General features: G+C 56.1%; 26 protein-coding genes. 15 read left to right on the forward strand and 11 right to left on the reverse strand.

Annotated elements, in window-relative coordinates; translation table 11 throughout:
- The first annotated feature begins 51 nt into the window (after positions 1 to 51).
- Both mtlD and mtlR read left to right on the forward strand, forming a co-directional pair.
- The gene (gene mtlD / locus ABLV12_RS11020; RefSeq protein ID WP_016807657.1) at positions 52 to 1,200 is read left to right on the forward strand and encodes a mannitol-1-phosphate 5-dehydrogenase; all 1,149 of its coding nucleotides are present in this window, start codon (positions 52 to 54) and stop codon (positions 1,198 to 1,200) included.
- Positions 1,197 to 1,793: a mannitol operon repressor MtlR gene (gene mtlR / locus ABLV12_RS11025; protein ID WP_024274809.1), complete on the forward strand. Its 597-nt coding sequence runs from the start codon at positions 1,197 to 1,199 to the stop codon at positions 1,791 to 1,793. Before mtlD ends, mtlR begins: the two co-directional genes overlap by 4 nt.
- Here the strand turns inward: mtlR and ABLV12_RS11030 are convergent.
- Positions 1,782 to 2,006: a hypothetical protein gene (locus ABLV12_RS11030; RefSeq protein WP_004106828.1), complete on the reverse strand. Its 225-nt coding sequence runs from the start codon at positions 2,004 to 2,006 to the stop codon at positions 1,782 to 1,784. The two genes, mtlR and ABLV12_RS11030, sit on opposite strands and share 12 nt — an antisense overlap.
- A gap of 275 nt (positions 2,007 to 2,281) precedes the next feature.
- Between ABLV12_RS11030 and ABLV12_RS11035 the strand changes: the two genes are divergently transcribed.
- From ABLV12_RS11035 to trmL, 5 genes are all read left to right on the forward strand, one after another.
- On the forward strand, positions 2,282 to 2,644 hold the full coding sequence (locus ABLV12_RS11035) for a YibL family ribosome-associated protein (RefSeq protein ID WP_004106830.1): 363 nt from the start codon (positions 2,282 to 2,284) through the stop codon (positions 2,642 to 2,644).
- A 476-nt stretch (positions 2,645 to 3,120) separates the two neighbouring features.
- Positions 3,121 to 4,776 (forward strand): L-lactate permease, encoded by a 1,656-nt coding sequence (gene lldP, locus ABLV12_RS11040; protein ID WP_004106831.1) that lies wholly within the window; start codon positions 3,121 to 3,123, stop codon positions 4,774 to 4,776.
- Entirely contained in the window at positions 4,773 to 5,546 is a 774-nt protein-coding gene (gene lldR, locus ABLV12_RS11045; protein WP_348867039.1) for a transcriptional regulator LldR, read from the forward strand. Before lldP ends, lldR begins: the two co-directional genes overlap by 4 nt.
- Positions 5,546 to 6,769, forward strand: a complete 1,224-nt coding sequence (gene lldD, locus ABLV12_RS11050; protein ID WP_064398944.1) for an FMN-dependent L-lactate dehydrogenase LldD — start codon at positions 5,546 to 5,548, stop codon at positions 6,767 to 6,769. Before lldR ends, lldD begins: the two co-directional genes overlap by 1 nt.
- A gap of 119 nt (positions 6,770 to 6,888) precedes the next feature.
- Positions 6,889 to 7,362: a tRNA (uridine(34)/cytosine(34)/5-carboxymethylaminomethyluridine(34)-2'-O)-methyltransferase TrmL gene (gene trmL, locus ABLV12_RS11055; protein WP_004106843.1), complete on the forward strand. Its 474-nt coding sequence runs from the start codon at positions 6,889 to 6,891 to the stop codon at positions 7,360 to 7,362.
- Between the two features lie 104 nt (positions 7,363 to 7,466).
- Here trmL and cysE read toward each other — a convergent pair whose 3' ends face one another.
- From cysE to ABLV12_RS11080, 5 genes are all read right to left on the reverse strand, one after another.
- Positions 7,467 to 8,288, reverse strand: a complete 822-nt coding sequence (gene cysE / locus ABLV12_RS11060; protein WP_004106845.1) for a serine O-acetyltransferase — start codon at positions 8,286 to 8,288, stop codon at positions 7,467 to 7,469.
- Between the two features lie 80 nt (positions 8,289 to 8,368).
- Positions 8,369 to 9,385, reverse strand: coding sequence for an NAD(P)H-dependent glycerol-3-phosphate dehydrogenase (gpsA, locus tag ABLV12_RS11065; protein ID WP_064398946.1), 1,017 nt, complete (start codon positions 9,383 to 9,385; stop codon positions 8,369 to 8,371).
- Positions 9,385 to 9,852, reverse strand: a complete 468-nt coding sequence (gene secB / locus ABLV12_RS11070) for a protein-export chaperone SecB (protein ID WP_004106849.1) — start codon at positions 9,850 to 9,852, stop codon at positions 9,385 to 9,387. Before secB ends, gpsA begins: the two co-directional genes overlap by 1 nt.
- Before the next feature lie 60 nt (positions 9,853 to 9,912).
- Positions 9,913 to 10,164 carry a glutaredoxin 3 gene (grxC, locus tag ABLV12_RS11075; protein ID WP_004106850.1) on the reverse strand — a complete coding sequence of 84 codons (252 nt, stop codon included), beginning with the start codon at positions 10,162 to 10,164 and terminating at the stop codon, positions 9,913 to 9,915.
- A gap of 111 nt (positions 10,165 to 10,275) precedes the next feature.
- Positions 10,276 to 10,707: a rhodanese-like domain-containing protein gene (locus ABLV12_RS11080; protein ID WP_004106853.1), complete on the reverse strand. Its 432-nt coding sequence runs from the start codon at positions 10,705 to 10,707 to the stop codon at positions 10,276 to 10,278.
- A gap of 245 nt (positions 10,708 to 10,952) precedes the next feature.
- Between ABLV12_RS11080 and gpmM the strand changes: the two genes are divergently transcribed.
- The 3 genes from gpmM to ABLV12_RS11095 are packed head-to-tail and all read left to right on the forward strand — an operon-like array spanning position 10,953 to position 14,717.
- A complete protein-coding gene (gene gpmM / locus ABLV12_RS11085) occupies positions 10,953 to 12,497 on the forward strand; it encodes a 2,3-bisphosphoglycerate-independent phosphoglycerate mutase (RefSeq protein WP_064398948.1) in 1,545 nt (514 codons plus the stop codon).
- Positions 12,498 to 12,506: 9 nt separating this feature from the next.
- Entirely contained in the window at positions 12,507 to 13,778 is a 1,272-nt protein-coding gene (envC, locus tag ABLV12_RS11090; RefSeq protein ID WP_004106857.1) for a murein hydrolase activator EnvC, read from the forward strand.
- Positions 13,779 to 13,781: 3 nt separating this feature from the next.
- The gene (locus tag ABLV12_RS11095) at positions 13,782 to 14,717 is read left to right on the forward strand and encodes a divergent polysaccharide deacetylase family protein (RefSeq protein WP_032726811.1); all 936 of its coding nucleotides are present in this window, start codon (positions 13,782 to 13,784) and stop codon (positions 14,715 to 14,717) included.
- On the opposite strand, the gene ABLV12_RS11100 is transcribed toward ABLV12_RS11095, so the two are convergent.
- The 3 genes from ABLV12_RS11100 to kbl all read right to left on the reverse strand — a co-directional run bounded on the left by ABLV12_RS11100 (position 14,714) and on the right by kbl (position 17,902).
- Positions 14,714 to 15,511, reverse strand: a complete 798-nt coding sequence (locus tag ABLV12_RS11100) for a glycosyltransferase family 2 protein (RefSeq protein ID WP_004116381.1) — start codon at positions 15,509 to 15,511, stop codon at positions 14,714 to 14,716. The genes ABLV12_RS11095 and ABLV12_RS11100 overlap by 4 nt on opposite strands.
- 162 nt (positions 15,512 to 15,673) lie before the next feature.
- Entirely contained in the window at positions 15,674 to 16,699 is a 1,026-nt protein-coding gene (gene tdh, locus ABLV12_RS11105; protein ID WP_004106864.1) for an L-threonine 3-dehydrogenase, read from the reverse strand.
- Positions 16,700 to 16,708: 9 nt separating this feature from the next.
- Positions 16,709 to 17,902, reverse strand: a complete 1,194-nt coding sequence (gene kbl, locus ABLV12_RS11110) for a glycine C-acetyltransferase (RefSeq protein WP_064398950.1) — start codon at positions 17,900 to 17,902, stop codon at positions 16,709 to 16,711.
- Positions 17,903 to 18,116: 214 nt separating this feature from the next.
- Here kbl and rfaD point away from each other — a divergent pair, with 214 nt between their 5' ends.
- The 5 genes from rfaD (at position 18,117) to ABLV12_RS11135 (ending at position 23,263) form a co-directional block, all read left to right on the forward strand.
- Entirely contained in the window at positions 18,117 to 19,061 is a 945-nt protein-coding gene (gene rfaD, locus ABLV12_RS11115; protein ID WP_004106868.1) for an ADP-glyceromanno-heptose 6-epimerase, read from the forward strand.
- Positions 19,062 to 19,177: 116 nt separating this feature from the next.
- Positions 19,178 to 20,236, forward strand: a complete 1,059-nt coding sequence (rfaF, locus tag ABLV12_RS11120; protein ID WP_016807661.1) for an ADP-heptose--LPS heptosyltransferase RfaF — start codon at positions 19,178 to 19,180, stop codon at positions 20,234 to 20,236.
- Positions 20,237 to 20,239: 3 nt separating this feature from the next.
- Positions 20,240 to 21,211, forward strand: coding sequence for a lipopolysaccharide heptosyltransferase RfaC (rfaC, locus tag ABLV12_RS11125; RefSeq protein ID WP_348867041.1), 972 nt, complete (start codon positions 20,240 to 20,242; stop codon positions 21,209 to 21,211).
- Positions 21,211 to 22,119 (forward strand): sugar glycosyltransferase, encoded by a 909-nt coding sequence (locus tag ABLV12_RS11130; protein WP_160887250.1) that lies wholly within the window; start codon positions 21,211 to 21,213, stop codon positions 22,117 to 22,119. The genes rfaC and ABLV12_RS11130 overlap by 1 nt, the downstream gene beginning before the upstream one ends.
- On the forward strand, positions 22,097 to 23,263 hold the full coding sequence (locus ABLV12_RS11135; protein WP_160887248.1) for an O-antigen ligase family protein: 1,167 nt from the start codon (positions 22,097 to 22,099) through the stop codon (positions 23,261 to 23,263). The genes ABLV12_RS11130 and ABLV12_RS11135 overlap by 23 nt, the downstream gene beginning before the upstream one ends.
- Positions 23,264 to 23,288: 25 nt before the next feature.
- Here ABLV12_RS11135 and ABLV12_RS11140 read toward each other — a convergent pair whose 3' ends face one another.
- Together ABLV12_RS11140 and ABLV12_RS11145 are read right to left on the reverse strand one after the other, a co-directional pair.
- The gene (locus tag ABLV12_RS11140; RefSeq protein ID WP_335270613.1) at positions 23,289 to 24,371 is read right to left on the reverse strand and encodes a glycosyltransferase family 9 protein; all 1,083 of its coding nucleotides are present in this window, start codon (positions 24,369 to 24,371) and stop codon (positions 23,289 to 23,291) included.
- Positions 24,372 to 24,392: 21 nt separating this feature from the next.
- Positions 24,393 to 25,355: a polysaccharide deacetylase family protein gene (locus ABLV12_RS11145; protein ID WP_160887244.1), complete on the reverse strand. Its 963-nt coding sequence runs from the start codon at positions 25,353 to 25,355 to the stop codon at positions 24,393 to 24,395.
- Positions 25,356 to 25,426 lie beyond the last annotated feature (71 nt).

Raw genomic sequence — 25,426 nt, forward strand, 5'->3', positions numbered from 1 at the left:
AAGCCTCACCCGAACCCTCTCAGGTAAAAACATTAATTGAAGGTTAATACTATGAAAGCATTACATTTTGGCGCAGGTAATATCGGTCGTGGTTTTATCGGCAAACTGCTGGCGGACGCGGGGATACAGCTGACGTTCGCGGATGTAAATCAGGTCGTGCTTGATGCCCTGAATGCCCGTCATAGCTATCAGGTTCACGTGGTCGGCGAGAATGAGCAGGTTGATACCGTTTCCGGCGTTGACGCCGTCAGCAGCATCGGCGACGAAGTTGTCGAGCTGATTGCCAGCGTGGATCTGGTGACCACCGCCGTCGGCCCGGTCGTGCTGGAACGCATCGCCCCGGCGATTGCCAAAGGCCTGGCCAAACGTAAGGCGCAGGGGGTTACTGCCCCGCTCAACATCATCGCCTGCGAGAACATGGTCCGCGGTACCACCCAGCTGAAGGGACATGTCTTTAACGCCCTGGGCGAAGAAGATAAAGCCTGGGTTGAAGCCAACGTCGGCTTCGTTGATTCCGCCGTTGACCGCATCGTTCCGCCATCGGCTTCCGCTACTCACGATCCGCTGGAAGTCACCGTGGAAACCTTCAGCGAGTGGATTGTCGACAAGACCCAGTTCAAAGGCGAACTGCCGAACATCCCCGGTATGGAATTAACCGATAACCTGATGGCATTTGTCGAACGTAAGCTATTCACCTTAAACACCGGACATGCTATAACCGCCTACCTCGGAAAACTGGCGGGTCATCAGACCATCCGTGACGCGATTCTTGATGAGAAGATTCGCGCTGTGGTTAAAGGGGCCATGGAAGAGAGCGGCGCGGTGCTGATCAAACGCTATGCCTTTGACGCGCAGAAGCACGCTGCTTACATCCAGAAAATTCTCGGTCGCTTTGAGAACCCGTATTTGAAAGATGACGTTGAGCGCGTTGGCCGCCAGCCGCTGCGTAAACTGAGCGCGGGCGACCGTTTAATTAAGCCGCTGCTTGGTACGCTGGAATACGGCCTGCCGCACCGGAATCTGCTGAAAGGGATCGCCGCGGCGATGCACTTCCGCAGCGAAGACGATCCGCAGGCGCAGGAGCTGGCGGCGCTGATTGCCGAGAAAGGCCCACAGGCCGCGCTGGCGCAGATTTCTGGTCTGGACGCGGCAAGCGAAGTGGTGGCGGAAGCCGTTAACGACTACAACGCGACCAAATGAGGCAAGACCTGGCGCGGTCCGAACCGCGCCCATTACTTATGTCAGATATGCAGGCAATAATGGAAGAAACACAGGCATTTGAAAACCGTGTGCTTGAACGTCTGAATGCTGGCAAAACCGTACGAAGCTTCCTGATCGCTGCCGTTGAACTGCTGACGGAAGCGGTCAATATCCTGGTGCTTCAGGTATTCCGTAAAGACGACTACGCGGTGAAATACGCAGTGGAGCCGTTGCTGGACGGCGACGGGCCGCTGGGCGACCTTTCCGTACGCCTGAAGCTGATCTACGGCCTTGGGGTGATTAGCCGCGCCGAATATGAAGATGCCGAACTGCTGATGGCCATGCGCGAAGAGTTGAATCACGATGGTAATGAGTACAGTTTTACCGACGATGAGATCCTCGGACCGTTTGGCGAGCTGCACTGCGTCGCCGCCCTGCCGCCCACGCCGCAATTCGATGATAGCGATGCGGAGCTGCTGGCAATGCAAAAGCTGCGCTACCAGCAGGTCGTACGTTCAACAATGATGCTTTCTCTGACCGAGCTGATTTCTAAAATCAGCTTAAAAAAAGCCTTTCAAAAATCAACGCTCTGATTCTGACTCTTGCTGGTCGCACGTCGGCCGATAAAGCTGACGATAATACTCAAGACGTCGCAGAAACAGCGCTTCTTTATCAGCCGGAATATCCGGCGGTATATGCTGCAAACGCGGAGATTTTTTTAGATATTCCATAAAAGCCTGACTTGAAGCCATAAAATCTACGGCTTTATCAATAATACGCGGTACGCCGTCGCCTATTTTCGCCATCACGCTCTCCTCTGCTGGGGAATGATCCTATTAAGGATTAGCCAAAAATAGCGTTTCAGATGAGGAAAACGTGCTTAACTGCCGACAGACTTCACAGAAATGAGTATTCGCCAAATCTGCCTTGAAACAGGAATAATTTTCAATAAGTTATATTGTGCCGTTACGCCTGTTAAGGGTAAAAAAATGGCGTCGTTTTGATAAATAACTACCCACAACCCAAGCGACAGCACATACTATAGTCTGATAATGCCCCTTTCTTAATAGATTAAACCACCATGAAAGAAGTCGAAAAAAACGAAATTAAGCGCCTGAGCGATCGTCTTGATGCTATCCGCCACCAGCAGGCCGAGCTGTCACTGGTCGAAGCTGCTGACAAGTACGCCGAACTGGAAAAAGAGAAAACCACCATTGAGACGGAGCTCGTCCGCCTGCGTGAGGTTCAGGGCCAGAAGCTGAGCAAAGAAGCGCAAAAGCTGATGAGCATGCCGCATCGCCGCGCCATCACCAAAAAAGAGCAGGCCGATATGGGCAAGCTTAAGAAAAGCGTACGCGGTTTGGTCGTTGTCCACCCGATGACCGCGCTGGGACGCGAAATGGGCCTCAAAGAGATGACCGGCTTCTCAAAAACCGAGTTCTGATATTTTCATCCCGTGAATCTCCCGGCTCGCGCTGTGCTTAGCCGGGCTACGGGTTCACTGTCCTCTGCGCGAGGGTTGCCCGGACAGATGCGCTGCATCGCCTCCGGGAAATGTGCCGAACCTGGTGTAACGGCGCCGCTGCCTCCCGGTGGCGCTGCGCTGACCGGGCTACGGGTTCACAGCCCTCTGCGAGACGGTAGCCCGGACAGATGCGCTGCATCGCCTCCGGGATCTATTCTGATTCTAACGCTATTCACCGCCCCAATTGGCCCTACCAATTATTTCTTAAACCCCCTAATGGTTCACATATCCATCATTTTCCGTCACAATCATATTGCTCAGCAATAACATTTGATTAACCATTCCTTGTCGTTAATCCTACAATCGCAATTTGGCTGGGCCAATTTTACAAATGATGTGACCTGCTAAGAGCACAAGACTCAGCACGGCATCATGGCGGCCCGATGGAGACCTGCATGAACCTCTGGCAACAAAATTACGATCCGGCCGGCAACATCTGGCTATCGAGTCTTATCGCATCGCTACCGATTCTTTTTTTCTTTTTTGCCCTGATTAAGCTCAAGCTGAAAGGGTACGTCGCCGCGACCTGGACCGTGGTCATTGCGCTCTCCGTCGCCCTGCTGTTCTACAAGATGCCGGTTGACCACGCGCTGGCCTCCGTCATCTACGGCTTCTTCTACGGCCTGTGGCCAATCGCGTGGATTATTATCGCCGCGGTCTTCGTCTATAAAATTTCGGTGAAAACCGGGCAGTTCGACATTATCCGCTCATCAATCTTATCGATTACTCCGGACCAGCGTCTGCAAATGCTGATCGTCGGTTTCTCCTTCGGCGCCTTCCTTGAAGGGGCCGCCGGTTTTGGCGCGCCGGTCGCCATCACCGCAGCGCTGCTGGTAGGACTCGGCTTTAACCCGCTGTATGCGGCGGGCCTGTGCCTGATCGTTAATACCGCGCCGGTGGCGTTTGGCGCGATGGGCATTCCGATTCTGGTCGCCGGGCAGGTTACGGGACTCGACAGCTTTGAAATTGGCCAGATGGTCGGCCGCCAGCTGCCGTTCCTGACCATCATCGTGCTGTTCTGGATCATGGCGATTATGGACGGCTGGCGCGGCATTAAAGAGACCTGGCCTGCGGTCATGGTCGCCGGCGGCTCCTTTGCTATCGCTCAGTACCTCAGCTCAAACTTCCTCGGCCCGGAGCTGCCGGACATTATCTCTTCGCTGGTATCGCTGGTCTGTCTGACGCTGTTCCTCAAACGCTGGCAGCCGGTACGCATCTTTCGCTTCGGCGATATGGGCGCATCGCAGGTCGATATGAACCTGGCGCGCACGCACTACACGCCGGGACAGGTGATTCGCGCCTGGACACCGTTCCTGTTTCTGACCGCCACCGTGACCCTGTGGAGCGTGCCTCCGTTCAAAGCGCTCTTCGCTCCCGGCGGCGCAATGTACGATTTTGTGATTAATATTTCCGTGCCGTTCCTCGACAAGATGGTAGCGCGCATGCCGCCGGTGGTTAGCGAAGCTACGCCATATGCCGCGGTCTATAAATTTGACTGGCTCTCCGCCACCGGCACCGCGATCCTGTTCGCCGCGCTGCTTTCCATCGTCTGGCTGCGCATGAAGCCAAAAGATGCGATTTCCACCTTTGGCAGCACGCTGAGAGAGCTGGCGTTGCCGATTTACTCCATCGGCATGGTGCTGGCGTTCGCCTTTATTTCCAACTATTCCGGTCTATCCTCAACGCTGGCGCTGGCGCTGGCGCACACCGGCCATGCATTTACCTTCTTCTCGCCGTTCCTCGGTTGGCTGGGGGTATTCCTGACCGGTTCAGATACCTCGTCTAACGCGCTGTTTGCCGCGCTGCAGGCCACGGCGGCCCAGCAGATTGGCGTCTCCGATATCCTGCTGGTCGCAGCAAATACCACCGGCGGCGTGACCGGGAAAATGATCTCCCCGCAGTCGATCGCCATCGCCTGTGCGGCGGTCGGCCTGGTGGGTAAGGAGTCCGATCTGTTCCGCTTTACCGTCAAACACAGCCTGATTTTCACCTGTATGGTCGGCGTCATCACCACGCTGCAGGCGTATGTCTTAACCTGGATGATCCCGTGATAGTGATGCCAAAACGCCTTGCCGACGACGTCGCCCGTCGCGTGCGGGCGCTGATTGAAGAACAAAAGCTGGAGGCGGGCATGCGATTGCCCGCCGAGCGCCAGCTGGCAACGCAGCTCGGCGTGTCGCGCAATTCTCTGCGCGAAGCGCTGGCGATGTTAGTCAACGAAGAGGTGCTGCTCAGCCGTCGCGGCGGCGGCACCTTCGTGCGCTGGCAGCACGAAGCGTGGTCGGAGCAAAACATCGTTCAACCGCTGAAGACGCTGCTCTCCGACGACCCCGATTACAGCTTTGATATCCTCGAAGCCCGTCATGCTATTGAAGCCAGCACCGCCTGGCATGCGGCAATGCGGGCAACCGATGCCGAAAAAGAGAAAATCCGCCTCTGCTTTGAAGCCACCCAAAGTGAAGACCCGGACCTGGCCTCGCAGGCCGATGTCCGCTTCCACCTGGCGATCGCCGAAGCCTCGCACAACGTGGTGCTCCTGCAAACCATGCGCGGTTTTTTTGATCTCTTACAATCCTCAGTCAAGGAGAGCCGCCAGCGGATGTATCTCGTCCCGCCGGTATTCGCTCGCCTCACCGAACAGCACCTGGCGGTCATGGAGGCGATTGTCGCCGGTGACCCGGAAGGTGCCAGACAGGCGATGATGGCCCATCTGGGCTTCGTTCACGCCACCATCAAACGTTTTGATGAAGACCAGGCCCGCCAGGCGCGAATTACCCGCCTGCCCGGTGACCATAACGACAATTCCAGGGAGAACTTGTGATGATTATTTCCGCCGCCAGCGACTACCGCGCCGCCGCACAGCGTATCCTGCCACCGTTCCTGTTCCACTACATCGACGGCGGCGCTTACGCCGAGCACACCCTGCGCCGCAACGTTGAGGATCTCTCCGACGTGGCCCTGCGCCAGCGCATTCTGCGCAATATGTCGGATCTGAGCCTGGAAACCACCTTATTCAATGAGAAGCTGGCGATGCCAACGGCGCTGGCGCCAGTTGGGCTGTGCGGGATGTACGCGCGCCGTGGTGAAGTGCAGGCCGCCGGCGCAGCGGATGAGAAAGGCATCCCCTTCACCCTCTCTACCGTTTCCGTCTGCCCGATAGAAGAAGTTGCCCCGACCATTAAGCGTCCGATGTGGTTCCAGCTGTACGTTCTGCGCGACCGCGGCTTTATGCGCAACGCGCTGGAGCGCGCGAAGGCGGCGGGTTGTTCAACGCTGGTCTTTACCGTCGATATGCCGACCCCCGGCGCACGCTATCGCGATGCTCACTCCGGGATGAGCGGCCCGAACGCGGCGATGCGCCGCTACTGGCAGGCCGTGACCCATCCGCAGTGGGCATGGGACGTCGGATTAAACGGCCGCCCACATGATTTAGGCAACATCTCCGCCTACCTCGGCAAGCCGACCGGCCTGGAGGATTACATCGGCTGGCTGGCGAATAACTTCGATCCCTCGATTTCCTGGAAAGACCTTGAGTGGATCCGTGAATTTTGGGATGGCCCGATGGTGATCAAGGGGATCCTCGATCCGGAAGATGCCCGCGACGCGGTGCGCTTCGGCGCAGATGGCATCGTGGTGTCTAACCACGGCGGCCGCCAGCTTGATGGGGTGCTCTCTTCCGCCCGCGCCCTGCCCGCGATTGCCGATGCGGTTAAAGGCGACATTACGATTCTCGCCGATAGCGGCATCCGCAACGGCCTCGATGTCGTGCGCATGATTGCCCTCGGCGCCGATAGCGTGCTGCTGGGCCGCGCTTATCTGTATGCGCTGGCCACGCACGGCAAGCAGGGTGTCGCCAATCTGCTGAACCTGATCGAAAAAGAGATGAAGGTGGCGATGACGCTGACCGGGACGAAAACCATCGGCGAAATCAGTCGTGAATCCCTGGTGCAAAACGCCGATGCGCTGCGGACTTTTGATGTTATTAAGGCGGGGAATGCGGCGGTTACCTCTAACCCTGAAGGAACCGTCCGGCAGGTGGGTTAACGTCCTCGTCGGGCCATCCGGCTCACAGGCCGGCGTCGGTTTGCTCCCTTTCAGCGAGAGGGTCGGGGTGAGGGTTAGCCAAATATCTGCTATTCTGCCCCCGCTATTAAGGGGGCAGCATGCTTAACATCGTCTTATTTGAACCAGAAATCCCGCCAAATACCGGGAATATCATCCGCCTGTGCGCTAACACCGGCTTCAATCTGCATATTATCGAGCCTATGGGGTTTGCCTGGGATGATAAGCGCCTGCGCCGCGCCGGTCTGGATTACCACGAGTTCGCCGCCGTCCAGCGCCATCGCGATTACGCCGCGTTTGTTGAAAGCGCAAAGCCGCAGCGCCTGTTCGCCCTGACCACCAAAGGCACGCCGGCGCACAGCGCGGTGAGCTATCAGGACGGCGATTATCTGATGTTTGGCCCGGAAACTCGCGGACTGCCGGGCAGTATTCTTGATGCTCTGCCGCCAGAACAAAAAATCCGTATTCCGATGATGCCGGACAGCCGCAGCATGAACCTGTCAAATGCGGTGTCGGTGGTGGTCTATGAAGCCTGGCGCCAGCTGGGATATCCCGGCGCGGTACTGCGCAGCTGAGCTGGCTTTCTCCCGGAGGCGGCGCGTAGCGCCTGTCCGGGCTACCAGACAGCGCTCGGCTTTGTAGCCCGGATAGATGCGCAGCATCGCCTCCGGGAAATCAATCAAATACCGTCACCGTACTCGAAGGTATGGTGTATGCCATTAAAGTGCTGATCCATATCCATTGCGGGCTTATCGCTCTCTGGCTTGCCCACAATACGGGCCGGTACGCCTGCGGCGGTGGTATGCGGCGGCACCGGCTGCAGCACCACCGAACCCGCGCCGATTTTTGCTCCGCGCCCGACTTCGATGTTGCCAAGGATCTTCGCCCCGGCACCAATCATCACCCCTTCACGAATTTTCGGATGACGATCGCCGCTGGTTTTACCGGTACCGCCGAGGGTCACGGATTGCAGAATCGACACATCGTCTTCAATCACCGCCGTTTCGCCGACGACAATACCGGTGGCGTGGTCAAGCATGATCCCGCGACCAATCTTCGCCGCCGGGTGGATATCCACCTGGAACGATACGGAAACCTGATTTTGCAGGAAGATCGCCAGCGCCCGACGCCCCTGATTCCATAGCCAGTGGCCGATACGATAGGCCTGCAGCGCGTGGAACCCTTTCAGGTAAAGCAGGGGGGTCGAGTATTTATCCACCGCCGGGTCACGCGTTCGCACCGCCTGAATATCGCAGGCAGCGGAAGCGATCATTTCCGGGTCAGCGGCGTAGGCCTCTTCCACCACTTCTCGGATTGCGATGGCGGGCATAATCGGAGAAGCCAGCTTGTTCGCCAGCATATAGCTCAGGGCGCTGCCGAGATTTTCGTGCTTGAGTAGCGTGGCGTGGTAAAAACTGGCGAGCATCGGCTCACAGTCAGCTAAAGCCCGGGCTTCGGCTTTAATGTTATTCCAGACGATATCCAGTTCTTCACACGGCATTGCTGACTCCAGACGATATAATCATGACCGGCCAGTTCTTCGCTGGCCGGGTCATTCAGGTGATCCAGGTTCCATTACGGTTAATTGCTGCGCTCGTCCTTGCGTGCACGGCCTAATAAGGTCAATGCTGCCTCGCGCGCAATTTTTCCGCAATACAATACCTGATAAATTTCCTCGGTTATTGGCATTTCGACGCCTAAACGCTGCGCCAGAACGCGAACCTCTTTGGTATTGCGATAGCCTTCAACCACCTGGCCAATCTTCTCCTGAGCGCTTTGCACATCCATACCCTGGCCGAGCATCATGCCGAAGCGGCGGTTACGCGACTGGTTATCGGTGCAGGTGAGCACCAGATCGCCTAAGCCCGCCATACCCATAAAGGTTTCCGGATCGGCGCCAAGGGCCTCCCCGAGGCGAGACATTTCGACCAGCCCGCGGGTAATCAGCGCGGTGCGCGCATTGGCGCCAAAACCGATGCCGTCAGACATGCCGGCGCCGATAGCGATAACGTTTTTCACCGCTCCGCCGAGCTGCACGCCGATAAAATCCGGGTTGATATAGACGCGGAAGCTCTTGCCGCAGTGCAGCAAGCGTTGCAAATCATCAGCAAACTGCGGATCCGTCGACGCCAGCGATATCGCCGTCGGCAGGCCTGCCGCCAGCTCTTTCGCAAAGGTCGGACCGGAAATTACCGCCAGCGGAATATCGTCGCCCAGGGCTTCACGGGCCACGTCCTGCAGCAGGCGTCCGGTTTCCGCTTCCAGACCTTTTGTCGCCCACACCAGACGAGCGTCAGAGCGCATCAGCGGTTTAATCTGCCGCAGCACTTCGCCGAAAACGTGGCTCGGCACGACTACCAGAATATCGCGGCTGGCAGCCAGCGCGGTCGCCAGATCGCTTTCCAGATGCAGCGTGTCGGGGAAAGGAACGTCAGGAAGAAATGCGGCGTTGCAGCGATCGTGCTGCAGCGTCGCAATATGTTTCGGGTCATGGCCCCACAGCACAACGTGGTGGCCATTTCTTGCCAGGGTGATGGCAAGAGCGGTGCCGTAAGAGCCGGCACCGACTACAGTCATTGCAGCGTTAAGCGCGTTCATCAGGCATCCTGATGTTGTTCAGCACCTTCGCCAGCCTGCTGCTGCAGATAGTTCATAAACAGCGCATCGAAGTTCACTGGCGCAAGGTTCAGTTGCGGGAAGGTACCGCGAGAAACCAGGCTGGTGATGCACTCACGCGCGTACGGGAACAGAATGTTCGGGCAGTATGCGCCGAGGCAGTGCGCCATCTGGGTACCGTCGATGCCTTCGATGGAGAAAATACCGCCCTGCTGAACTTCACACAGGAATGCAGTTTCTTCGCCCAGCGAGGCGGTTACGGTGACACGCAGCACCACTTCATACACGCCTTCAGCCAGCTGGCTGGAAGCTGTATCCAGATCAAGTTTAACTTCCGGCTGCCAATCTTTCTGGAAAACTTGCGGCGCGTTCGGCGCTTCAAAAGAAATATCTTTGGTATAGATGCGCTGAATCTGGAAAGTCATTTCGGTGCTGTTTTGTTCTGACATAGTAAAACCCTTTCGTGTTGTCCTTAAGTACGCCCGTCCAATGGAGATGAGCGCAAAAAATTAGCGCAAGAGGGGATCGAGTCCACCACGTGAATCAAGCGCATACAAGTCGTCACAGCCGCCAATGTGCTGCGCATCAATAAAAATCTGCGGAACCGTCGTCCTACCGCTGCGCTGAATCATCTCTTCACGCTTTGCAGCATCGCCATCGATAGGCAACTCGTTGAACGTGACGCCCTTGCTGTTCAGCAGGGCTTTCGCACGCACGCAAAACGGACATGTCGCTTTGGTATAGATATCAATATTGGCCATGACTTCACTCCTGTTTTTACCCCCGAGGGTTTTACACCGCAGGCAATGTTCCCCCGCTGGCGAATCGCCGGCACAGGGGAAACCGCACTACGCCATAAAGACGCGGGTAAATTATTTACCGCGTACCAGCGGAAGGTTCTCGCCGCTCCAGCCTGCGATGCCTTCCTTCAGTACGAAGACCTTTTCAAAACCGGCTTTGTTCAGCGCGCTGGCGGGTTCTTGCGCCTGCATACCTGAGCCGTCTACTACTATAATGGGTTGTGCTTTGTGCTTTTCCAACTCGCCGACGTTATTTGCTTTGATATCGCTCGGCAGCAGGTTAATAGAACCCGCAATATGACCTTTGCGGAAATCGTCACGCTGACGCAGGTCGACAACCACGGCATCTTCTTTGTTGATCAGGCGCGTCGCTTCACCGCGGGTGATGACTTTAACTTTCGACATCAGCCCTTTAAAGGTGGTGAACAGCACCGCCGCCAGCAGCGCGACCCACGCGATGCTCAGGACGGGGTGACGGCTGATGAATTGCATAATTTCTTGCATGGGGGGTTACAACTCCCGACTAAGTGAGAAAAAAACCAGGGAAGGAGTATACCTGTGCATTGCGGCAAATACAGCCAGTGAGCGCGATGTAATGTATTTTCTGCGGCCCGTCACGAAAAAAAACCGCTCTCGCCGCGGCGATGCGCTCTGGCCGCCCTCTTTCTTTGATCTTTTACGGTGATTTGATCGATTCAGCTGTAGTAAAATTACGCAAATTTTCTGTCTTTGAGCATGAGGTTGTCGCAATGTCGGTTTCTAAAAAACCTATGGTACTGGTGATTCTGGATGGCTATGGCTACCGTGAAGACCAGCAGGATAACGCTATTTACAGCGCCAAAACCCCTGTTATGGACGCACTGTGGGCAAAACGTCCGCATACTCTGATTGATGCTTCAGGCCTGGAAGTCGGTCTGCCGGATCGTCAAATGGGTAACTCCGAAGTGGGCCACGTCAACCTCGGCGCGGGCCGCATCGTATATCAGGACCTGACCCGCCTGGACGTTGAAATCAAAGAACGCACCTTCTTCGCCAACCCGGTACTGACCGGCGCGGTGGATAAAGCCGTTGCCGCTGGCAAAGCCGTGCATATTATGGGCCTGATGTCTCCGGGCGGCGTCCACAGCCACGAAGACCACATCATGGCGATGGTGGAGCTGGCAGCCGAACGCGGCGCGGATAAAATCTATTTGCACGCTTTCCTCGACGGCCGCGATACCCCGCCGCGCAGCGCTGAAAAGACGCTGGCGAAATTCGAAGATAAATTTGCCGCACTCGGCAAGGGCCGCGTCGCCTCAATCATTGGCCGCTACTACGCCATGGATCGCGACAACCGTTGGGATCGCGTTGAGCAGGCTTACGATCTGATGACTCTGGCGAAAGGCGAGTTCCAGGCCGATACCGCCGTTGCGGGCCTCCAGGCCGCTTATGCACGCGATGAAAACGATGAATTCGTGAAAGCAACCGTTATTCGCGCTGAAGGCCAGGCCGATGCGGCCATGGAAGACGGCGATGCGCTGATTTTCATGAACTTCCGTGCCGACCGCGCTCGCGAAATCACCCGCGCCTTCGTTAACACCGATTTCGACGGATTTGCCCGTAAGAAAGTGGTTAACCTCGATTTCGTCATGCTGACCGAGTACGCCGCAGACATTAAAGTCGCCTGTGCTTATCCGCCGGCATCTCTGGTGAACACCTTCGGCGAATGGATGGCGAAAAATGACAAAACCCAGCTGCGCATCTCCGAAACTGAAAAATACGCTCACGTCACCTTCTTCTTCAACGGCGGCGTTGAAGAGCCGTTCAAAGGCGAAGAGCGCATTCTGATCAATTCACCGAAGGTCGCAACCTACGATCTGCAGCCGGAAATGAGCTCCGCTGAGCTGACCGAAAAACTGGTTGCCGCCATCAAGGGCGGTCAGTTCGACACCATCATCTGTAACTACCCGAACGGCGATATGGTTGGCCACACCGGGGTGATGGAAGCCGCCGTTAAAGCGGTCGAAGCGCTGGATGACTGCATCGACCAGGTGAGCAAAGCCGTTGAATCCGTAGGCGGACAGCTGCTGATCACCGCAGACCACGGCAACGCCGAGCAGATGCGCGATCCGGCCACTGGCCAGGCGCACACCGCGCACACCAACCTGCCGGTTCCGCTGATTTACGTTGGCGATAAAAACGTCAAAGCGGTCAACGGCGGCAAACTTTCCGACATCGCGCCGACCATGTTGACGCTGATGGGAATGGAAATCCCGCAAGAGATGACTGGCAAGCCGCTGTTCATCGTGGAATAATCCTTCCCCATGAGGGGAAAGGCGACTTATTCAACTACATGGATCGCAACGGCAGTTCGATCCGTCCTTTACGCCAGCGCGCTTAGCGCTGGCGTATTGCTGTGCGCCGCATCTGCTCACGCCGACGATCGCGACCAGCTTAAATCCATTCAGGCCGACATTGCCGCTAAACAGCGGGCGATTAAACAGCAGCAGCAGCAGCGTGCTTCCCTGGTTGCCCAGCTTAAAGCGCAGGAGGAGGCCATCTCCGCCGCCGCGCGCAAGCTGCGCGAAACCCAGGAAACGCTGAACCAGCTAAATAAGCAGATCGACGAAATGAACGCCGCGCTCGCGAAGCTGGAGCGTCAGCGCGCCTCGCAGGAGCGCAACCTTTCCGCCCAGCTCGATGCCGCGTTTCGTCAGGGGCCGCACACCGGCATCCAGATGATCCTCAGCGGCGAAGAGGGGCAGCGTAATCAGCGTCTGCAGGCCTACTTTGGCTATCTGAATCAGGCGCGTCAGGAAACCATCGCCCAGCTCAAGCAAACTCGCGAAGACGTGGCGGTGCAAAAATCCATGCTGGAAGAGAAACAGAGCCAGCAGCAAACCCTGGTGTACGAGCAGCGCGCCCAGCAGAGTAAGCTGGAGCAGGCGCGCAACGAGCGTAAAAAAACCCTCGCCAGCCTTGAATCCTCTATTCAGCAAGGCCAGCAGCAGCTCAGCGAAATGCGGGCTAACGAATCACGCCTGCGCGGTCGTATCGCCCAGGCGGCGGCGGCGGCCAAAGCGCGAGCGGATCGCGAAGCCCGCGAAGCGCAGGACGTACGCAATCGCCAGCAGGAAGCCTCACGTAAAGGCACCACCTACAAACCTACCGAAAGCGAACGCTCGCTGATGTCCCGCACCGGCGGGCTTGGTTCACCGCGAGGCCAGGCATTCTGGCCGGTTCGCGGCTCAATTCTCCATCGCTATGGCGAACAGCTGCAAGGTGAACTACGTTGGAAGGGGATGGTTATCGCTGCGTCTGAAGGCACCGAGGTCAAAGCCGTTGCCGATGGTCGGGTTATTCTTGCCGACTGGCTGCAGGGCTATGGCCTGGTGGTGGTCGTTGAACACGGCAAAGGCGACATGAGTCTTTACGGCTATAACCAAAGCGCGCTGGTCAGCGTCGGCACTCAGGTCCGGGCGGGCCAGCCGATCGCTCTCGTAGGCAGCAGCGGCGGTCAGGGCCGCCCGTCGCTCTATTTCGAAATTCGCCGCCAGGGTCAGGCGGTCAATCCACAGCCGTGGTTGGGAAGATAAGTTTTGCTTCAATTTCGCAGAATTGCACTCGCAGTAACCAGTACGCTGGTTATGGCGTCGCCGGTTTTTGCTGGCAAACTCTCCATTGTTATCGACGACTTTGGCTATCGTCCACAAACGGAAAATCAGGTGCTGGCGCTGCCAGCGACGATCTCCGTTGCCGTACTTCCTAATGCGCCCCACGCCCGCGAAATGGCGACGAAAGCGCATAATCTCGGCCACGAGGTGCTAATTCACCTGCCGATGGCGCCGATCAGTAAACAGCCGCTGGAAAAAGATACCCTCCGCCCGGATATGAACAGCAGCGAGATAGAACGCATTATCCGCGAAGCCTACGGTAAGGTTCCGTACGCCGTGGGGCTGAATAACCATATGGGCAGCGCCATGACGTCGAATCTCTTCGGTATGCAGAAAGTGATGCAGGCGCTTGAGCGCTACAATCTCTACTTTCTGGATAGCGTCACCATCGGCAATACCCAGGCCATGCGGGCGGCGCAGGGCACCGGCGTTAAGGTGATTAAGCGTAAGGTTTTCCTCGACGATACCCAAAACGAAGCGGATATTCGCTATCAGTTCAACCGCGCCATCGCTTTGGCGCGACGCAACGGTTCCGCAATTGCTATCGGCCACCCGCACCCGACGACGGTGCGCGTGCTGCAGCAGATGGTGTATAACCTGCCGCCGGATATCACCCTGGTTCGCCCGAGCAGCCTGCTCAACGAGCCGCAGGTGGACACCTCAACGCCGAACGCTGCCCCGCCGCCGAAACAGCCGCCGCGCAACCCGTTCCGTGGCGTGAAGCAGTGCAAATCTAAGCGCCCTCCGGAGCCGATCAACGCCAGCCGCTTCTTTACCATTCTGAGCGAAAGCATCAGCAAGAGTACGCTGGTGCAGTATTACCAGCTGAAGTGGCAGGGCTGGGATACCCCCACCAACTAAACCGTCCTGGAGTCCCGGCGTTTATCCGCCGCGGATTCCGGCTTATCCTGATAGGCATACCAGGCTTTAAAGTATTTCAGAAAGCTATAAAAGGTCGCATAGAGCCCGGTGACCACGCCCACCTTACCCTTTCGCCAGGCCCCGCTGAACAGATACCATTTAAAGAAAGCGCCAATCGCGCTGATCGCTCCGCGTGCGAGAGATGGCCTGATCTTCTGGTATTTAACCAGCCGCGTAGTGTAGCTATTGAGCTTATTAAACACCTCATGCAGGGAGTAAAAGGTGTCGTGTCGCACGAAGCCCGGTAGCTTGCTGGAGTGCTGAAAGCCCACGACCTGATCGTCTACCGGCCGATCGTTGAACCTGGCGACGGAGCGATTAAACAAACGAACCGGGAAATCCGGCGATGATACCGGATAAATGGTGCGAACCTCCTCGCCCAGTACGAACCAGTAACGCGGCAGTCGCCAGGCGCGGGCCGGGTCAGGATCGTCCCCCGCCTTCAGCGCCAGAATAGCCGCCACCACTTCGTCGTCAAGAATCTCATCGCTATCCATACACAGCACCCAATCGTGGCAGGCCAGGGAGGTCGCGTAGTTCATCTGCGCGCCGTGAGAAGTATAGGGATGATGGTGAACGGTGAGCCCGAACTGTTGGCAAATCTGCAGCGTGGCATCCGTGCTGCCTGAGTCGATGACGATAAATTCATCGGCCACCTTAAGCAAAGGTGGTAAAACCTCCCGTAATAAGCGGGATGAATTACAGGTCAATAAGCATACAGAGAGTTTAAGCATAGTATTTGTGTGGTTAAACTGCGATTAAACTGACTGTATAAACGAATAGGTGAGAAAGCGATTTAGAAAAAGTGCGGAGTGGATTAAAAATCAGAAAAGTGGAAGTCAGCTCTCTAAATAAAGCGCCCGCAGGCGCTTTTTTAAGCTCAAATTCGGAGCAGGTTAATCCCAGCTGAGAATAACTTTGCCAGACTGGCCGGAGCGCATCGCGTCAAAGCCCTGCTGGAAATCATCAATGCCAAAGCGGTGGGTGATGATCGGCGACAGATCGAGGCCGGACTGGATGAGCGCGGCCATCTTGTACCAGGTTTCGAACATTTCGCGACCATAAATCCCTTTGATAAACAGCCCCTTGAAGATCACCTTGGTCCAATCGATGGACATATCCGACGGCGGAATACCCAGCATGGCGATGCGCCCGCCATGGTTCATGGTATCGAGCATGGTGCGGAACGCCGGCGGCGCACCGGACATCTCGAGGCCCACATCGAAGCCTTCCGTCATGCCCAGCTCGGCCATCACATCGCTAAGGTTCTCTTTCGCCACATTCACCGCCCGGGTGACGCCCATTTTGCGCGCCAGTTCCAGGCGATATTCGTTAACGTCGGTAATCACGACGTTGCGCGCACCAACGTGTTTCGCCACCGCGGCCGCCATCACGCCGATGGGGCCTGCGCCGGAAACCAGTACGTCTTCACCCACGAGGTCGAATGAAAGCGCGGTATGTACAGCGTTGCCAAACGGGTCAAAAATCGATGCCAGATCGTCGGAGATATTGTCCGGAATTTTAAAAGCGTTAAACGCCGGGATCACCAGATATTCGGCAAAACAGCCCGGACGGTTCACGCCGACGCCCGTCGTATTGCGGCACAGATGCGTACGGCCGGCGCGGCAGTTACGGCAGTGGCCGCAGGTGATATGCCCCTCGCCGGAAACGCGGTCGCCCAGCTTAAAGCCGCGAACTTCCTGACCGATACCCACCACTTCGCCAACGTATTCATGGCCCACAACCATCGGTACCGGAATGGTCTTTTGCGACCATTCGTCCCAGTTATAGATATGTACGTCGGTACCGCAAATCGCGGTCTTGCGAATTTTAATCAGCAGATCGTTGTGGCCGACTTCCGGTTCCGGTACGTCGGTCATCCAGATGCCTTCTTCCGCCTTCAGTTTGGATAACGCTTTCATCTCACACCCTCAGGCAATGACGCCCAGTTGTTTACCGATGCGGGTAAAGGCTTCCACCGCACGTTCAATTTGTTCAGGGGTATGCGCCGCAGACATCTGGGTACGTATACGCGCCTGGCCTTTTGGAACCACCGGATAGAAGAATCCGGTGACGTAGATACCTTCTTTTTGCAGCTCGCGCGCGAACTGCTGCGCCACGGTGGCTTCACCGAGCATTACCGGGATAATGGCGTGGTCGGCGCCCGCGAGGGTAAACCCTGCCGCAGTCATTTTTTCGCGGAACAGGCGCGCGTTCGACCACAGGCGGTCGCGCAGTTCGCTGCCGGCTTCCACCATCTCCAGCACTTTGATCGAAGCGGCGACAATCGCCGGAGCCAGCGAGTTGGAGAACAAATACGGACGCGAGCGCTGGCGCAGCCACTCGATGACTTCTTTGCGCGCGGCAGTATAGCCGCCGGACGCGCCGCCCAGCGCTTTACCCAGCGTACCGGTGATAATGTCAACGCGGCCCATCACGTCGCAGTACTCATGGGAACCGCGGCCGTTTTCCCCTACGAAACCCACAGCATGAGAATCATCGACCATCACCAGCGCATCGTATTTATCCGCGAGGTCGCAAACGCCTTTCAGGTTGGCTATCACGCCGTCCATCGAAAACACGCCGTCGGTGGCGATCAGCACATGACGCGCGCCGGCTTCACGCGCCTCTTTCAGACGGGCTTCCAGCTCCTGCATGTCGTTGTTGGCATAGCGGAAGCGCTTCGCTTTACACAGGCGCACGCCGTCGATGATCGACGCGTGGTTCAGGGCATCGGAGATAATCGCATCCTCTGCGCCGAGCAGAGTTTCAAACAGTCCGCCGTTGGCGTCGAAGCAGGAGGAGTACAGAATCGCATCTTCCATGCCTAAAAAATCCGCCAGCTTCTTCTCAAGCGCTTTGTGGCTATCCTGAGTGCCGCAGATAAAGCGCACGGAGGCCATGCCAAAACCGTGGCTATCCATACCGCTTTTCGCGGCGGCAATGAGATCCGGGTGGTTCGCGAGACCCAGATAGTTATTGGCGCAGAAGTTAATGACCTGGCTACCGCCGACGGTGATATCCGCCTGCTGCGCCGAAGTAATAATACGCTCTTCTTTAAACAACCCTTCCGCGCGCGCGGTATCGAGGTCATTGGTTAACTGTTTGTAGAAATCACCACGCATTGCAACTCTCCAGATTCGGCAAAATTTGGCACATATTACCTAAAGCTATACGCTGATACGAGATGATGCATTACTGCATGAATTATTTGCAGCATAAATCACGAGACCCTCTTCACCTTATCGGCGAATGGCTGAAGCCTTTCCGATGTGGTGATATGATAGGAGTATTCATGTCCGGATTGTCTCTGGACTACCCACTTCAAAGGTTACAGTTATGATCATCGTTACCGGCGGCGCAGGCTTTATCGGCAGCAATATCGTTAAGGCGCTGAATGACAAAGGCATTACCGACATTCTGGTCGTAGATAATCTGAAAGACGGCACTAAATTCATCAACCTGGTGGATTTGAACATTGCCGATTACATGGATAAAGAAGACTTCCTGATCCAAATTATGGCGGGCGAGGAGTTCGGCGATATCGACGCCATTTTCCATGAAGGCGCCTGCTCGTCCACTACAGAGTGGGACGGCAAGTACATGATGGATAACAACTATCAGTATTCCAAAGAGGTACTGCACTACTGCCTGGAGCGTGAAATCCCGTTCCTGTACGCCTCTTCCGCCGCGACCTACGGCGGCCGCACCAGCGACTTTATTGAATCCCGCGAATACGAACAGCCGCTCAACGTTTACGGCTACTCCAAGTTTCTGTTTGATGAATACGTCCGTCAGATCCTGCCGGAAGCAAATTCGCAGATCGTCGGCTTCCGCTATTTCAACGTCTACGGGCCGCGCGAAGGTCATAAAGGCAGTATGGCCAGTGTCGCGTTCCATCTGAACACTCAGTTGAATAATGGCGAAAGTCCGAAACTGTTCGAAGGCAGCGATGGCTTCAAGCGCGACTTCGTCTACGTCGGCGACGTCGCGGCGGTAAACCTGTGGTTCTGGGAAAACGGCGTTTCCGGCATCTTTAACCTCGGCACCGGCCGCGCGGAGTCTTTCCAGGCCGTTGCAGACGCAACGCTGGCTTATCATAAGAAAGGCAGCATCGAATACATTCCGTTCCCGGACAAGCTGAAAGGCCGCTATCAGGCGTTTACCCAGGCGGATCTCACTAACCTGCGCGCAGCGGGCTATGATAAACCGTTCAAGACCGTCGCCGAAGGCGTAACGGAATATATGGCCTGGCTCAATCGCGACAATCATGCGAATTCATAAAATCATTCGGGCGGTATTAAGGCAGCAACTGAGCGAATCTTCAGGAACATAGGATAACGATGTGACTGAAGTGAACGAAGGCAGCCAACGCAGAGACAGCTTGAAGGATGAAATGAATGAAGATACTGGTGGTGGGCCCGTCATGGGTGGGCGACATGATGATGTCGCAAAGTCTCTATCGTACGCTCAGGGCGCGCTATCCCCAGGCGATAATCGACGTGATGGCGCCAGCATGGTGCCGTCCGCTGCTATCGCGCATGCCGGAAGTCAACGAAGCGATCCCGATGCCGCTCGGCCACGGCGCGCTGGAAATCGGCGAACGGCGCAAGCTTGGGCACAGCCTGCGCGAGCGTCGCTACGATCGCGCTTACGTGCTGCCGAACTCGTTTAAATCGGCGCTGGTGCCGTTTTTCGCCGGTATCCCGCATCGCACCGGCTGGCTCGGCGAGATGCGCTACGGCCTGCTGAACGATGCCCGTAAGCTGGATAAAGCAGCCTGGCCGCTGATGGTCGAACGCTACGTCGGTCTCGCATACGATAAAGGCGTGATGCGCTGCGCGAAAGATCTGCCGCAGCCGCTGCTCTGGCCGCAGCTGCAGGTGCATGAAGGCGAAAAATCGCAGGCCTGTAGCGCATTTAATATTTCAGCCGAGCGCCCGATAATCGGCTTCTGCCCAGGCGCAGAGTTCGGCCCGGCAAAACGCTGGCCGCACTATCACTACGCCGAGCTGGCGAAACAGCTGATCGATGAAGGCTTTCAAATCGTGCTGTTTGGTTCCGCAAAAGATCATGAAGCGGGTAATGAAATCCTTGCCGCGCTCACGACCGAGCAGCAGGCATGGTGCCGCAACCTGGCCGGGGAAACTCAGCTTGAGCAGGCCGTCATTCTGATCGCCGCCTGTAAAGCGGTAGTTAGCAACGATTCCGGCCTGATGCACGTTGCCGCGGCGCTGGATCGTCCGCTGGTGGCGCTCTATGGGCCAAGTAGCCCGGACTTCACCCCTCCGCTGTCGCACAAAGCGCGCGTTATCCGCCTGATCAGCGGCTACCACAAAGTGCGTAAAGGCGACGCCGCCGAAGGCTATCATCAGAGTTTGATCGACATTACGCCGCAGCGCGTACTGGAAGAATTAAACGACCTGCTGCTGGAAAAAACGGAACAAGAGGAAGCCTGACGGATGCGGGTATTGATCGTAAAAACCTCGTCCATGGGCGACGTGCTGCATACGCTGCCCGCGCTGAGCGACGCCGCGCTGGCCTTTCCCGGCATTCGTTTCGATTGGGTGGTTGAAGAGGGCTTCGCACAGATCCCCTCCTGGCATGAGACCGTCGACAGGGTCATTCCGGTGGCGATTCGTCGCTGGCGCAAAGCGTGGTTTTCCGCGCCCGTTAAAGCCGAACGCAAGGCATTTCGCGACGCCGTACAGGCGGAAAAGTACCACGCCATCATTGATGCCCAGGGGCTGGTGAAGAGCGCCGCGCTGGTCACCCGACTGGCCCGCGGCGTTAAGCACGGTATGGACTGGCAGACCGCTCGCGAACCGCTGGCGAGCCTGTTCTATAACCGTCGCCACCATATCGCCAAACATCAGCACGCCGTTGAGCGCACCCGCGAGCTGTTTGCTAAAAGCCTTGGCTACGCGAAGCCGGAAACCCAGGGCGACTACGCTATCGCTCGCCATTTTTTGCGCCAGGCCGACGCCTCCGCTGTGCCCTATCTGGTATTTCTCCACGCCACAACGCGGGATGATAAACACTGGCCGGAAGAGAACTGGCGAGCGCTAATCGCTCTGCTTGCCGACAGCGGCGTGCGTATCAAACTGCCGTGGGGCGCCCCCCATGAAGAAACGCGGGCCAGACGCCTGGCGGATGGGCACGATTTTGTCGACGTCCTGCCGCGTATGAGCCTGGAGCAGGTGGCCCAAGTGCTGGCAGGCGCGCGCGGAGTGGTTTCCGTCGATACCGGACTGAGCCATCTCACCGCCGCGCTCGATAAACCGAACTTCACGCTGTACGGCCCGACCGATCCGGGGCTGATTGGCGGCTACGGTAAAAACCAGTATGTCGTGCGCCCGGAAAGCGGCAACAGCACGGGGGATATTGCCGCCTCCCGGATTCTGCAACTGTTGAAATCTCAGGAACTGGCTTAATGGGTTCATTATTTAAGCAGATCTATCGCTACACGCATCGACGAGCCTTTCGCCATAACGAAAATCTTTGGCCGTTTACCCATATCACCCGCGCGGCAAGCGGTGAAATCCGCACCCTGAAATACAAAGGAAAAGCGGTCCCGCTGGTCAACCTCAGCGAACTAAAAGATAGCGCTCAGGGCGAAGTGCTGCTGACGGCAACCGGTCCCTCTACGCGTAGCATCGATTTTACGCGGCTGCCGAACAGCATCCCGGTGATGGGGGTGAATGGCGCGTGGCATCTCTCTGATAAAATTAAATTTTCGCTCTATACCATTGTGGACATGGAGTTTTACGATAAAAAACCGGACATTATTCGTGCGGTGATTAGCCAACCGGACATCGTACTCTTCACCACCATGCATGGCATTGCCAAAATCCTCGACCGCCACGGCTCAGCGCTTCGCTGTCGTTTGGCATTAATTGAAGACGCCTGTTATAAAATTTACCAGCCTAAAGTCCCGAGAAGCGCGATACAGCAGGTCTGGCGCGGCGTCACCGCGCTACGCTTTCATCCGCAAAGGCAGGATATTTGCTTTAGCACCGACATCCGCCATGGCATTTTTGATGCCGGTACCGTGGTCTACTGGGCTCTGCAAATTCTGATGTGGCTGGGATTTAAAACCATTCTGATAAGCGGGCTGGATATGAGCAATTTCAACCAGCCGCGATTCTACGAAACGGAACAGGATAAACTCCCCTCCTGGCTGGCAAATAAGGTGGATGACCTGGTCATGCCGTCCTTTTCGCACGCTGCCAACGTGCTGCAACAAAACCATATTCGGGTCGTTAACTTCTCCTTAGAAAGCGCGGTTCCGGAAACGATTTTCGAAAAGGTTTCATTTGATGAGTACTTTAAAAATCAGTAGTTACGCCAGACAGGGTTACACCATTTTCTTTCCTTTGTTTCTGTTTTTTAGCGCTATTTTTTGCGTATCAACTCGCGCAAATAACCTTCTTCATTTATCCATTTTGCTGTTTTTGCTTTCACAGCTGAACACAGACAACCGCCGGGCATTAGCGGAGAGCCTGCGCCAGCAGTGGCCGGTCTATGGTCTGCTGGTCGTATTCTGCGTGTACTATGCGCTGAGCAATATTTGGGGCCAGACGCCGCAGCATATCGATTCCCCTCTGACCCACGGCACCTATACCATTTTCTATCTTCTGCTGCTGACAACGCTACTTGGCCATCCTCGCACCCGGCATCTGACGCTGCTGAGCATCGTGGCCGGGATCACGGTGCTGTCTATCTGGACGATGGTTATCGACTTCACCCTGGTCCTCAAGGAGCGCCTGGTGTCGCCGGATAATCCCGGCCCGACCAACGTTATCGACCTGGCGGGTTATTGCGGTATTGGGGTTCTTATTTGCGCCATGCTGCTGAAAGAAAAAGGCAACCACCTTCTGTATGTGCCGATGGCTATCATGCTGGTGATGCTATTTCTGACCCAAAGCCGCGGCCCGATTATCGCCCTACTGGTGGCGTTTGTTTGCACCCTGCATCTGCACGTCTTTACCCGCCGTAATATCTTGATTGTCGCCGCGTTAGCGATGATTCTGGGACTGCTTTTCTTCTTCACCCCCACCGGAGACCTGCTGCTGGCGCGCTTTGAGGAGCTGGGGACGCAAAGCGGTTTGCGCATCAGCATCTGGCATCATACGATCGAGGAAGTGGCCAGCCAGCCGTGGCTGGGGCGAGGTTTTGACTACGAGCTGAACTTTACCAACTACAGCGGCGAACATATCACCACCACCCACAGCGTCTATCTTGGCGCCCTGCTGAAAGGCGGCATCATTGGTCTGGCGCTGCTGTTGGCGGTGATTGCCGGAGGGCTATGGCAGGCATGGCGCAAACAGCAGGATGGCCGCTACGGACTGGCGATTTTTATCTATGCGCTGATTTTTATGGCTTCGCAGGGCATGTTTATCATCAGCAATCCTCGCGAAACCTGGCCGCTGTTTTGGTTACCGCTGGGTATTGCGCTGAGCGGCAGCCTGAAGGCGAAACGCTAAGCAAAGGGCCCGTTACGGGCCTTTTTTATGCCTGCTCGCGAGAGGCAACCAGGTCGTCCGCCTGCGCTTTAATCACCGGCCAGACGGCGTCAATCGTCATGTCGGCGACGTGGGTCTCTTCACAGACAATCTGTCTGGCCTTGTCATAACCCGGCGCCCAAATAGTATAGCCCGGCAAACCGGTATCTTTGAGCTTACGTTTGTTGTAAACCGCCACCATGGGCTTGTCGAATGCGCGGGCAATATGCACGATGGCGGTATCCGCCGTAATCACCAGATCGCACTGGCGAACGATCTCTACCGCTGAATTAATATTGCTATCAGGCAGATATAGCGCTTTATCCAGATTTAGCTGGCGAATTTTTTCGCTATGCCCAACCATGACGACCCTCACGGCATACGGAAGCGTATGCAGGCGGTCAATCAGAGTCGCCACCTGGTGATGACAAAAGTCTTTATCCGTTGAAGCGGTAAACGGGTTGATCGCAATACAGAGCGCGCGCGCTTTTTCCTGATTAAGTAAAAGCTTAACCCTTTCCCGTTCGTGAAGATCGCCGGGCAGATGATAGTGGTAACGATCGTGTTCTATGCCAAATAGCCTGGCCACTTCTTTGTAGCGGGCGGAAATATGCCTGGCGCTGTCAAAAAAAGGAATGGAGTGATCGTAAAGCTTATATTCTTGTTTATTAAAACCAATAACGCAGCCAGGCCGCAAATCAGAGAGTAGTTTAAAACGTTCGTAGGTTTTAACATCATCAAAATCAACGACCGCGTCAAATCCCACCGCACGCAGCGCATTTAAGGGCATCCGCGGCTGATATAAATAGACCTGCTCAAGAAAATCCGCACCGGCAAGCATCTGTTTACAGACAGACCCAGTAAGAACAGACACCTTATAGCCCCGGTCGGCCAAAAGCTTTGCGCAGCCGGTCGTCACGACCATATCCCCGACTTTGTCATCCAGGCGCAATAATAAAACATGCTGAATCTTCGCGGGATTAAAAGGCTGGCGTGCGCTTTTATTTCTGTAACGATAGTTAATTAAATTAAATTTAATTTCGCGGAAGAAGGCATTTTTCTTCCGCGTGAACTGCTTCACGATACGCATACGGTACCTGGTTGTGATCTTTTATCGCTGTGCGCGTTTCTGTTGGTAATATTCCGCCAACGTCATTCCCTTCACCTGCGGTGCCAGCCAGCTGAAAAAAGCGTCCAGATCGGCATATAAGCGCTCAATATCCTGCTCGTTTTTAAACGTCGGGCTGCCGCCAGGCATATACTCAGAAGAGTGGAGCATATATTCGACGTAGTCATTACCCTGAGTCAACGTTTGTTCGACCACTTTTTTCATCGTCTCCACGTTGCCGCCCATCGGACGCAGCCAGTGTACCGACGGCGAGCGGACTTTGCCGCGCAGGCGATCGTAACCCTGCTTCAGGCTATTCATCCACGCAGAATGCTTGTACTGAATGCTCATTGGCACTTCCAGCAGCGGCGACTGGCCTTCACGACGAATATCGTTCTCGTCGAGAAAGTAGGCGTGCTGCGGGAAGTGACGATAATCGGTACCGCCGTCGCCCTGCGGCGCGCCTTTCGCCGTTTTCCAGTTCACCCTGGGAGTAACCGAGCAATCGACCAGATAGCCATACTCCACCAGCAGACGCGCGTAGCGCTCGTCAAACGCCCAGCGTCCGGCGCGATGGCTGACCATTTTAGTCTGGAAGGTATCCTCCAGCAGACGGGTCATATAGTCGACTTTGGCACGCATCGCCGCATCGCTGTACTCGATCAGATACGGTTTATGCCGCCAGTCGTCATCGGTAAGCGGGTCGGTCGGTGGGCTGTTCCAGGCATGCAGATGCATGCCGATTTCCGCCGTCCCCCGGGCAATCACATCTTTGGCGAATTCGATATAAACCGGGTCGATGGCCATTTCATAGTTGGTCAAATAAACCGGTTTGAAGCCATACTTTTCGCAAAGCTGCTGAAAACGCGGTAAATAGCGCGCATTCTCGGTGGTGATGCTGTCATGTTTTTGCCAGAGGTTATCGCCCTCTGTATCAATCGTGATGAGAAATGCGGGTTTGTGCACGAAAACGTCCTCAGGCCATACGTATCGGGTCATGGTAGAGCAAGACAAGGCTTCTCTCAATCTATCTGATC

It is taken from the genome of Klebsiella sp. CN_Kp100, from assembly GCF_040065315.1.
Classification (GTDB): domain Bacteria; phylum Pseudomonadota; class Gammaproteobacteria; order Enterobacterales; family Enterobacteriaceae; genus Klebsiella; species Klebsiella oxytoca.

Bases quoted from the DNA above. Each gene is read 5' to 3' on its own strand.
- ABLV12_RS11030 (WP_004106828.1), bottom strand. From the start codon at position 2,006: ATGGCGAAAATAGGCGACGGCGTACCGCGTATTATTGATAAAGCCGTA.
- ABLV12_RS11080 (WP_004106853.1), bottom strand. From the start codon at position 10,707: ATGCAAGAAATTATGCAATTCATCAGCCGTCACCCCGTCCTGAGCATC.
- mtlR (WP_024274809.1), top strand. From the start codon at position 1,197: ATGAGGCAAGACCTGGCGCGGTCCGAACCGCGCCCATTACTTATGTCA.
- gpsA (WP_064398946.1), bottom strand. From the start codon at position 9,385: ATGAACGCGCTTAACGCTGCAATGACTGTAGTCGGTGCCGGCTCTTAC.
- ABLV12_RS11035 (WP_004106830.1), top strand. From the start codon at position 2,282: ATGAAAGAAGTCGAAAAAAACGAAATTAAGCGCCTGAGCGATCGTCTT.
- mtlD (WP_016807657.1), top strand. From the start codon at position 52: ATGAAAGCATTACATTTTGGCGCAGGTAATATCGGTCGTGGTTTTATC.
- ABLV12_RS11100 (WP_004116381.1), bottom strand. From the start codon at position 15,511: ATGCTTAAACTCTCTGTATGCTTATTGACCTGTAATTCATCCCGCTTA.
- ABLV12_RS11130 (WP_160887250.1), top strand. From the start codon at position 21,211: ATGGGTTCATTATTTAAGCAGATCTATCGCTACACGCATCGACGAGCC.
- secB (WP_004106849.1), bottom strand. From the start codon at position 9,852: ATGTCAGAACAAAACAGCACCGAAATGACTTTCCAGATTCAGCGCATC.
- tdh (WP_004106864.1), bottom strand. From the start codon at position 16,699: ATGAAAGCGTTATCCAAACTGAAGGCGGAAGAAGGCATCTGGATGACC.
- ABLV12_RS11140 (WP_335270613.1), bottom strand. From the start codon at position 24,371: ATGCGTATCGTGAAGCAGTTCACGCGGAAGAAAAATGCCTTCTTCCGC.
- rfaC (WP_348867041.1), top strand. From the start codon at position 20,240: ATGCGGGTATTGATCGTAAAAACCTCGTCCATGGGCGACGTGCTGCAT.
- lldP (WP_004106831.1), top strand. From the start codon at position 3,121: ATGAACCTCTGGCAACAAAATTACGATCCGGCCGGCAACATCTGGCTA.
- kbl (WP_064398950.1), bottom strand. From the start codon at position 17,902: ATGCGTGGTGATTTCTACAAACAGTTAACCAATGACCTCGATACCGCG.
- lldD (WP_064398944.1), top strand. From the start codon at position 5,546: ATGATTATTTCCGCCGCCAGCGACTACCGCGCCGCCGCACAGCGTATC.
- grxC (WP_004106850.1), bottom strand. From the start codon at position 10,164: ATGGCCAATATTGATATCTATACCAAAGCGACATGTCCGTTTTGCGTG.
- envC (WP_004106857.1), top strand. From the start codon at position 12,507: ATGAGGGGAAAGGCGACTTATTCAACTACATGGATCGCAACGGCAGTT.
- ABLV12_RS11135 (WP_160887248.1), top strand. From the start codon at position 22,097: ATGAGTACTTTAAAAATCAGTAGTTACGCCAGACAGGGTTACACCATT.
- cysE (WP_004106845.1), bottom strand. From the start codon at position 8,288: ATGCCGTGTGAAGAACTGGATATCGTCTGGAATAACATTAAAGCCGAA.
- gpmM (WP_064398948.1), top strand. From the start codon at position 10,953: ATGTCGGTTTCTAAAAAACCTATGGTACTGGTGATTCTGGATGGCTAT.
- trmL (WP_004106843.1), top strand. From the start codon at position 6,889: ATGCTTAACATCGTCTTATTTGAACCAGAAATCCCGCCAAATACCGGG.
- rfaF (WP_016807661.1), top strand. From the start codon at position 19,178: ATGAAGATACTGGTGGTGGGCCCGTCATGGGTGGGCGACATGATGATG.
- rfaD (WP_004106868.1), top strand. From the start codon at position 18,117: ATGATCATCGTTACCGGCGGCGCAGGCTTTATCGGCAGCAATATCGTT.